Source organism: Hydrogenophaga sp., from assembly GCF_041633695.1.
Classification (GTDB): domain Bacteria; phylum Pseudomonadota; class Gammaproteobacteria; order Burkholderiales; family Burkholderiaceae_C; genus Hydrogenophaga.
This window is the reverse complement of the sequence record NZ_JBFJMY010000411.1, coordinates 1-3,707: the sequence shown is the minus strand read 5'-3', so window position 1 is coordinate 3,707 and position 3,707 is coordinate 1. Positions and strand designations below refer to the sequence as shown.

Genomic DNA, 3,707 nt, shown 5'->3' with positions numbered 1-3,707 from the left:
GCGACCACGTCATTCCGCTGTACACGCCCGAATGCCGCCAGTGCAAGTTCTGCCTGTCGCGCAAGACCAATCTGTGCCAGCTGATCCGTGGCACGCAGGGCAAAGGCCTCATGCCCGACGCCACCAGCCGCTTCAGCATGGACGGCAAGCCCTTGTTCCACTACATGGGCACCAGCACCTTCAGCAACTACACGGTGGCGGCTGAAATCTCGCTGGCCAAGATCCGCGAAGACGCGCCTTTCGACAAGGTCTGCTACATCGGCTGCGGCGTCACCACCGGTCTGGGCGCTGTGCTCTTCACCGCCAAGGTGGAAGCGGGCGCCAACGTGGTGGTGTTCGGCCTGGGTGGTATCGGCCTCAACGTTATCCAGGGCGCCAAGATGGTGGGTGCCGACAAGATCATCGGCGTCGACCTCAACCCCGAGCGCGAAGCCATGGCACGCAAGTTCGGCATGACGCACTTCATCAACCCCAAAGACGTGGCCGCAGCCGGCGGCAATGTGGTGGATGCGATTGTGCAGCTCACCGACGGTGGTGCCGACTACAGCTTTGAGTGCATAGGCAATACCAAGGTGATGCGCGATGCGCTCGAGTGCACACACAAAGGCTGGGGCCGCAGCATCATCATCGGCGTGGCCGAAGCCGGCGCCGAGATCAGCACGCGCCCGTTCCAGCTGGTGACGGGTCGCAAGTGGGAAGGTTCGGCCTTCGGCGGCGCACGCGGCCGCACCGACGTGCCCAAGATCGTGGACTGGTACATGGAAGGCAAGATCAACATCGACGACCTCATCACCCACAAGCTCAAGCTGGAAGACATCAACAAAGGCTTTGAGCTGATGAAGAGCGGCGAGTCCATCCGGTCGGTCGTGGAATACTGATCCCCCGCGCCGCGCCGAAGGCGCGTCACCCCCCAGGGGGCAACGCTTGCCGACCAGCAAAACCGCGCAATTGACCCACCCCGTCGCTGCGCTCCGCCCCTCAAGGGGCAATGCCTGCGGCCCGGCAAACCGGTTCTGCGGCATTCTTGACCGAACTTCACCTCGTTTCTCGAAATGCCCGTGTTTCGACGCCTTGACCATGAACAACGCCTTCGACCGTCTTGAACTGCTCAGCGAGCACGCCTGTTTTGGCGGTGTGCAGCGCTTTTACAAACACCTGTCCGGTGAGATCGGTCTGCCGATGCGGTTTGGTTTGTTCCTGCCGCCGCAGGCTGTGACGGGTGCGCAGGTGCCGTTGCTGACCTTTTTGGCCGGCTTGACTTGCACCGAAGAAACCTTTGCCATGAAGGCCGGTGCCCAGCGCATGGCGGCCGAGCTGGGGCTGGCTTTGCTCACGCCCGATACCAGCCCACGCGGCGCGGGCGTGGACGGCGAAGGCCTAGCCTGGGATTTTGGCGTGGGCGCGGGCTTTTATCTCGACGCCACCCAGGCGCCTTGGTCGACCCACTGGCGCATGGAGAGTTATCTGCTGAAAGAATTGATTCCGGCCAGCCTGGCGCAGTTTGGGTTGAACCCAGACCGCCTGGGTCTGTTTGGCCATTCCATGGGCGGGCATGGCGCGCTCACCCTGGCGCTGCGCCACCCGGGGCGCTTTGCCAGTGTCTCGGCCTTTGCGCCCATTTGCGCGCCCAGCCTATGCCCCTGGGGTCACAAAGCCTTTGCGGGTTACCTGGGGAAAACCGCTTCCACCTGGGTCGCGCACGACGCCAGCGCACTCATGTCACAACAGAACAGCGTGCCTTATCCCGGGGGCATCCTGATCGACCAGGGGCTGGCGGACAAGTTTCTCGCCGAACAGCTGCACCCCGAAGCCCTTGAGGCCGCCTGCACCACCATCGGCCAGCCGCTCACCTTGCGCCGCCACGCAGACTACGACCACGGTTATTACTTCATCACCAGCTTCGTGGACGACCACCTGCGCCACCACGCCCAGGCGCTGAACTGAGCGAGCGGCCAAAAAAATGCCACCGCAAGGGTGGCATTTCAGCTACTGGGCCATTCTGCAACTGGGGACATGCCCCAGTGCGATCAGCTTGCTCAACCCTGTTGGGCTTTGTTTTTGCGGCGGCGTGCGGCGCCAATGCCCACCAAGCCGATGCCGAGCAAGGCCAGTGACATGGGTTCTGGCACGTTGTTGCTCGACTTGGCAATGCCATACAGAACGGCATGCGACAGGCCGGCGCCCTGGTTCGGCGCATTCCACCAGCTTGCGGTCGTGGTGCCCGAGCCCACGCCAAAGACGGCCCAATCGGGGGTGAGGTTTTGTCCCACTTTGAAACCGACGGCGAGGAAGTCAAAGAGGTCCCACAGCGCTGCGTTGATGGTCACGTTGCCGGAAGAGCCACCCGTGACGCTGAACCAGTTTTCAATGCTGCCGTTGAGCGCGGCACCGGGATCTTTGTCCAGAATGGTGTAAGCCGATCCGACACCCGCGGTGAAAGCATCGTTGCCTTCCTTGCCGATTTCACCTTGCAGGTTGCCGTCGCCGGCCGCCAAGCAGGTGGCTCCTTGGGCAGAGTCCAGATAAAAAGTGCGGGTAGAACCTGCACCACCGGTGCAACTCACCGGCGCTGCTTGCGCAACCCCCGTGAGTGCCACGAGTGCGGCCACCAGGCCACCACCGAAGAATTTTTTGAGCGTCATACCGGTACTCCGAGATAAGGTTTAACTAACGAGGGTTGTAAATTAATTGTCAAAAGGCATGATTATTTAGCATGTTTCATGCCATGGAAAAATCCCCATATTTTTCAAGTATCTGGTCCGATCCGCGGGTGATTGTCTTTTCCAAATGTCAAATTTCCCGACGATGAGAGCGCTCTGGCCGAACGGGCTGCAACGCTCTCATCCTCGCGGCGCGTGCCGTCCGCTCGAAAAATAGACCAACGCAGATAATTGGACTCTTTCTTCCGTCATACCCATGCGCCCAAGACAATTCGACCTCATCGCCTTCGACTGGGACGGCACCCTGTTCGACTCCACTGCGCTCATCACCCGCTGCATCCAGTGGTCGGTGCGCGACGTGGGCGGCACCGTGCCCAGCGACGAGGCCGCCAGCTACGTCATCGGCATGGGGCTGGCGCAGGCGCTGGCCCATGCCGCGCCCGATGTGCCGACCGAGAAGCACGGCTTGCTCAATGAGCGCTTTCGCCATTACTACCTGGCGCGCCAGCACGACATCGTGCTGTTTCAAGGCGTATTGCCCCTGCTGGCCGAACTCAAGAGCCGCCAGCACCTGCTCACCGTGGCCACCGGCAAGAACCGCCAGGGGCTCAACGAAGCCCTGAAGGCGGTGGAGTTGCAAGGCGTGTTCGACGGCTCGCGCACCGCCGACGAGACCGCTGGCAAACCCCACCCGCGGATGTTGCACGAGCTGATGCGCGAGTTCGGCACCGTGCCCGAGCGCACCCTCATGATTGGCGACACCACGCACGACTTGCAAATGGCCTTGAACGCGGGCTGCGCCAGCGTGGGCGTGAGCTACGGCGCCCACGAGCCCGCCGCTTTCCATGCGCTTCAGCCGCGCCACATCGCGCATTCGGTGCGCGACCTGCACGACTGGCTGCAGTCCAACGCCTGAACCGGCCAGCCGCACCGTGTCCGCCCCGTCCGACCCGAATCCGATCTACCCGCTGTGCAACAGCGCCGAGCTGCTCAACGGCGGGCAGGCGGTCTCGTTCGATGTGCGCTACGCCGGGCAAACCTGCCGCG

4 protein-coding genes are annotated in these 3,707 nt (G+C 62.5%); 3 read left to right on the top strand and 1 reads right to left on the bottom strand.

Going from position 1 to position 3,707, the window contains the following annotated elements:
* Both ABYB95_RS19130 and fghA read left to right on the top strand, forming a co-directional pair.
* Window positions 1-878, top strand: an 878-nt coding sequence (locus ABYB95_RS19130) for a zinc-binding dehydrogenase (protein ID WP_372660486.1), incomplete at its 5' end; no start/stop codon positions are given.
* Between the two features lie 199 nt (window positions 879-1,077).
* Complete coding sequence (fghA, locus tag ABYB95_RS19125) at window positions 1,078-1,944, top strand: S-formylglutathione hydrolase (RefSeq protein ID WP_372660482.1); 867 nt, start codon at window positions 1,078-1,080, stop codon at window positions 1,942-1,944.
* A 92-nt stretch (window positions 1,945-2,036) separates the two neighbouring features.
* Here the strand turns inward: fghA and ABYB95_RS19120 are convergent, their stop codons facing one another.
* Window positions 2,037-2,642 (bottom strand): PEP-CTERM sorting domain-containing protein, encoded by a 606-nt coding sequence (locus ABYB95_RS19120; RefSeq protein ID WP_372660479.1) that lies wholly within the window; start codon window positions 2,640-2,642, stop codon window positions 2,037-2,039.
* 274 nt (window positions 2,643-2,916) lie between these two features.
* On the opposite strand from ABYB95_RS19120, the gene ABYB95_RS19115 reads away from it, so the two are divergent.
* On the top strand, window positions 2,917-3,576 hold the full coding sequence (locus ABYB95_RS19115; protein WP_372660476.1) for an HAD family hydrolase: 660 nt from the start codon (window positions 2,917-2,919) through the stop codon (window positions 3,574-3,576).
* The last annotated feature ends 131 nt before the right edge of the window (window positions 3,577-3,707 follow it).